This is a genomic window from Ferruginibacter sp., from assembly GCF_031391665.1.
GTDB lineage: Bacteria > Bacteroidota > Bacteroidia > Chitinophagales > Chitinophagaceae > Ferruginibacter.
Map to the genome: position 1 here is coordinate 1 of NZ_JANMUN010000256.1, position 4861 is coordinate 4861.

General features: G+C 36.7%; 5 protein-coding genes. All 5 read right to left on the reverse strand.

Annotated elements, in window-relative coordinates; all coding sequences use genetic code 11:
- Window positions 1–6: 6 nt before the first annotated feature.
- Entirely contained in the window at window positions 7–1086 is a 1080-nt protein-coding gene (locus ACY651_RS19435; RefSeq protein WP_462255173.1) for an Ldh family oxidoreductase, read from the reverse strand.
- 121 nt (window positions 1087–1207) lie between these two features.
- Entirely contained in the window at window positions 1208–1615 is a 408-nt protein-coding gene (locus tag ACY651_RS19440; protein WP_462255169.1) for a hypothetical protein, read from the reverse strand.
- Between the two features lie 187 nt (window positions 1616–1802).
- The gene (locus ACY651_RS19445; protein WP_462255170.1) at window positions 1803–2888 is read right to left on the reverse strand and encodes a glutamine synthetase III family protein; all 1086 of its coding nucleotides are present in this window, start codon (window positions 2886–2888) and stop codon (window positions 1803–1805) included.
- A 19-nt stretch (window positions 2889–2907) separates the two neighbouring features.
- The gene (locus tag ACY651_RS19450; protein ID WP_462255171.1) at window positions 2908–3999 is read right to left on the reverse strand and encodes a glutamine synthetase III; all 1092 of its coding nucleotides are present in this window, start codon (window positions 3997–3999) and stop codon (window positions 2908–2910) included.
- A gap of 109 nt (window positions 4000–4108) precedes the next feature.
- On the reverse strand, window positions 4109–4861 hold a 753-nt coding region (locus ACY651_RS19455; protein ID WP_462255172.1), incomplete at its 5' end, for a hypothetical protein.

A 4861-nucleotide genomic window follows, 5' to 3' on the forward strand; every position in this document is an offset into this window, starting at 1 on the left:
ATGCATTTAAGCAAACGGTAAAGAAAACTTTTCTCCCAGCACTTTCAAATCCTCTACCACCGCATTTACCAGCGGAATTCCGTCTTTCATTCTTACTGCTTCCATTTCTCTTTCCGGATCGCCGGGGATAATTACTTTCGCTTGGCCTGCAACAGTTTTTGCACTTCTGAAACGTGTTATCCAGTTATCCATGTGTTGTTTAAATTCATCTGCAGTTCTAAAAGCATCAATACGCATGGCACCAAAAAAATGTCCAATGCCTTCGCCGGGTAAATTTTCGGGCATGGGCACATAAGCCGGAAAAGGCGGTACCCACGGACCGTAATTGGCACCGCTCAGCACAGCAGAAAAAATATCTACAATGGCACCTAATGCATAACCTTTATGGCTGCTGTGCCCCCTGTCGCCACCTAACGGTAATAAAGAGCCGCCATTTTTTAATTCGTTGGCATCTGTGCTTTGTTCACCATCTTTTGTTTGTATCCACCCTGTTGGTGCAGCTGCATTTTTTCTTTGTAAGATTTCTAATTTTCCGTTTGCAGCAGTGGTTGTGGCAAAGTCGGCAACAAATGCGGGCTCGGCTCCTGCCGGTATGGCTACTGCAATTGGGTTGGTGCCCAGCATTCTTTCTATAGAAAATGTTGGAGCTACTAATGCACTGGCATTCGTCATGGCAATACCAATCATACCATGCGGTAAAGCCATCATGGCATGATAACCTGCAATACCAAAATGATTACTGTTTTTTACACTTACCCAGCCCGTACCACATGTTGCCGCTTTATCAATAGCTACCTGCATGGCAAAAGGTGCTACTACTAATCCTAATCCTGCATCGCCGGTAACCACTGCAGTAGAAGGTGTTTCATGCGTAATTTTTATTTGTGGTGTTGCATTCACCCGCTGCACTTGCCACAAACGTACATAACCTGTTAACCTGGCAATACCATGACTGTCGATACCACGTAAATCAGCCGCCAGCAATGCTTTTGCAGCAATATCTGCATCTGTATTACTGCATCCCATTTTATTAAAAATAGCTGTACAAAAAGAATACAGTTGCTGATAATCATATATTTTCTCCATCAAACAAAAATAGTTTAAATATTATTTTATTAAAAGAAGAAAGGGAAACTATTTAAAAAAGAAAAGCTGTTCAACTTAATGAACAGCTTTTTTCTTGCCCCTAAACCTATCAGTTAAAAATTTATTTATTTTCTGCTTCACCCATTTTCTTTCCCTTTTTTTCTTTACGCATTTTTTTCATCTTTTCTTTTTGCTCCTCGTTTAAAATGCCCATAGTACTTTTTGCCTTCTCTTTTTGTAATTCTTTTAGTTTAGCTTCTTTTTGTTCAGCTGATAATGATTCGTTGTTTTGAATGGCTTCTTTTTTATCTTTTGCTGCTTTCCTTTGCTCTTTAAGTTTTCCTTTTTGTTCTTTAGTAAGATCAAGCTCTCTTATTGCTTGTTTTTTATTTGCCTTATCGCCTTTTTTTCTTTCTCCTGTTTTTGTTGTTGAATCAGGTATATTTTCAGTTTTTACTTTTCTCTGAACCTGCGCAAACGATAGTGAAATAATAAAAGTTAAAACAATTAATGCACTTATCTTTTTCATGAGTTTATTTTTATCTAAAGTAGATATAAAAAAATACAAAAAGTTTAATGGCTTATAAAATAAAATGAAAACCCCATCTTTTAAGGACGGGGTTAACAACGATTGCGTTCTGCCAAAAGGCAGAACAGATTTGCTTGCCAGCTTTATATGAAGTCCTCCCTTTCGGGGAGGATATTTTAGAAGGGGCTTATCTTAAGAAAAGAATTTCTCTGTATTTAGGCAGTAACCAATAAGCATCATCCACCATTAACTCTAATTTATCTACGCTGTAACGGATAACATCAAAGTATTTGCCTTTTACATTTTCGCAATAAGCAATGGCCTTATCTCTCGAATTGGTTAATTCATTGGCCTTTTTTCTTTCTTCAATCATTTTTTCAACTCCATCGCTCATTATAGCAATATGGTTGCTGATAGCTTCTACCAATTGTAATTGATTAGCGTAAGCACTTTCTTTTAATCCTGCTTCTTTTAATCCCTTAATATTGCTGATTAAAACATTTTGGTATTTAACTGCAGAAGGTAAAATATAAGTAGTTGCTAATTCCCCCATAATCCTTGCTTCAATCTGTACTTTCTTTACATAATCTTCCAGCATTATTTCGTGCCTTGCTTCTAATTCAGAATGGCTGTAAATATCATTACTTTCAAAAAGTTTTTTAGATTTTTCGGTAATGTATGCATCTAATGCAAGCGGTGTAGTTTTTACGTTGGGCAATCCACGCTTTTCTGCTTCATTAGCCCATGCTTCGCTGTAACCATCACCTTCAAACAAAACTTTTTTACTGCTTACTACATACTTCTGCAAAATTTGCATAATAGCTACTTCTTTCTTCTCACCTTTATCAATTAAAGCATCTACATCTTTTTTAAAAGTTTTTAATGTTTCTGCAACAATAGTATTTAACACCGTCATGTTGTTGGCACAGTTAGCAGAAGAACCTACTGCACGGAACTCAAATTTATTTCCGGTAAATGCAAATGGCGATGTTCTGTTTCTGTCAGTGTTATCCAGCATTAATTCAGGAATGCTTTTATGAATATCCAGTTTCAGCATGGCTTCGTCCTGCTCATCAAATTTTCCACCAACCCTTGTTTCTACCTGCTCTAAAACTGTGGTTAAATATTTACCGATGAATGCAGAAATAATTGCCGGAGGAGCTTCGTTTGCGCCCAGGCGGTGGTCGTTTCCTGCACTGGCAATTGATGCCCTTAATAAATCGGAATAATCATGTACTGCTTTAATGGTGTTAACAAAAAAGGTTAAGAACATTAAATTAGTTTTTGGCGTTTTACCCCGGCGCTAATAAATTAACACCAGTATCAGTTGCCATACTCCAGTTATTGTGCTTACCACTTCCGTTAATGCCTGCAAATGGTTTTTCATGCAATAAAACTTTTAAATCGTGGCGCTTTGCAACCCTGGTCATAATGTCCATCAGCAAAGTGTTGTGATCAACCGCAATATTCACTTCTTCAAAAATTGGCGCACACTCAAATTGTGCAGGTGCCACTTCATTGTGCCTTGTGCGTAAAGGAATGCCAAGCTTGTAGGATTCTTCTTCAAAATCCCTCATAAAAGCGTACACCCTTTCCGGTATGGTTCCAAAATAATGATCTTCTAATTGCTGGCCTTTGGCAGGTGAATGCCCAAAAACGGTACGGCCCGTTAACAATAAATCCGGACGGGCATTTGCCAATCCTGCATCAACAACAAAATACTCCTGCTCCCAACCCAATGTTGGTGTTACTTTAGTTACATTTTTATCAAAATACTGGCATACTTCAACAGCAGCTTTATCAAGTGCTACTAACGCTTTTAATAAAGGTGTTTTAGCATCCAGCGATTCGCCGGTGTAGGAAACAAAAATGGTAGGGATACATAAAGTTTTTCCCTGGCCAATTTCCATAATAAATGCTGGCGAAGATGGATCCCATGCGGTATATCCACGGGCTTCAAAAGTTGCTCTTAAACCTCCGCTGGGGAAAGAAGATGCATCCGGCTCCTGCTGAATTAAAGCGCCGCCTTCAAATTCTTCAATTGGTGTACCATCGCCTTTTAATGTAAAAAACGAATCATGTTTTTCTGCAGATAAACCGGTTAATGGCTGAAACCAGTGTGTATAGTGTGTTACACCTTTACTTTCGGCCCAGGCTTTTAAACCGTTGGCTACCTGTGCACCCATGGAACGTTCAATTTTTTTACCGCTTTTTACGGAGGCTACTAAACTTTTGTAAGCATCGTCGCTTAAAAACTGGCGGGCTACTTTAAGTGTAAATACATTCTCATTAAAAATTGCAGTAATTTTTGATGAGCCTGACACTTTAACTTCTACTGGATTGCTGGTTAAGTTTTCCAGCGCATGAGAGCGTAAAGATTGCATATTTTTATGTTTTGAGCAACAAAAAAACACCAAAATTCGTTATAAAACAACTTTTTTATACAATTTGTGATAAAAATTACCCATTTGTGGAAAATAAATAAATATTTAATTATTTTTTAATTTTTAAGAAATTACTTATTCTATTCCAATCTATACTACAAATAACAGGAGTTATTAAAAAGGACAAATACACACTTCTATACCTGACAATTGACCCTAAATTGGGCATGATATAACCAATAAATAAAAACATAGTAAGTGTAAAAAATATGCCGAAAAGAATAAAAGGATTGTATTCACCCTCGGCTTTTTTTCTCTTAAAAACAATAAATAGAATAAAAAGTAATTGGTAAAAAACTAACTCTATATTAATGGGTAAAAGGCTTTTTGCCGGCAACTCGCTAAGGTAAGGCCTTAGCAAAAGATGATTATAAGCTTGTGGTGCATTGTATAAAAAGCTTTTAAAGTTGGGGTACAGCGTATCTAATTTTATTTGTGTGGATGCTGCAGGAAGCGTAAAAAAATCGGCCTGCTTTTGTGTAACCGTTTTAAGTGGATTAAAAGTTTTTACAATGCTGTTGAAATTAAAAAATATCAAGCCAAGAATACTATAGCCAATTGCAAAACTTTTAAAAGCCGGCCATTTATATTTGGCAACCAGTATCCATATAATAAGTGCAGGTAAAATATTTAACAGCACATAACTTCTTATTAAAAACAAAACTGTAAGGGCAAGTAAAATAATTAACAGGCTTTTTTTACTAAAATAATTTTGCTGTAAACATTTAAATACTGTGTAGCTTAAAAAGCCCAGAGTTGTAAAAACAATCCCATCTTTTTGCACACCCGAAGTAAAGTAAAG

Bases quoted from the DNA above. Each gene is read 5' to 3' on its own strand.
- ACY651_RS19435 (WP_462255173.1), bottom strand. From the start codon at position 1,086: ATGGAGAAAATATATGATTATCAGCAACTGTATTCTTTTTGTACAGCT.
- ACY651_RS19440 (WP_462255169.1), bottom strand. From the start codon at position 1,615: ATGAAAAAGATAAGTGCATTAATTGTTTTAACTTTTATTATTTCACTA.
- ACY651_RS19445 (WP_462255170.1), bottom strand. From the start codon at position 2,888: ATGTTCTTAACCTTTTTTGTTAACACCATTAAAGCAGTACATGATTAT.
- ACY651_RS19450 (WP_462255171.1), bottom strand. From the start codon at position 3,999: ATGCAATCTTTACGCTCTCATGCGCTGGAAAACTTAACCAGCAATCCA.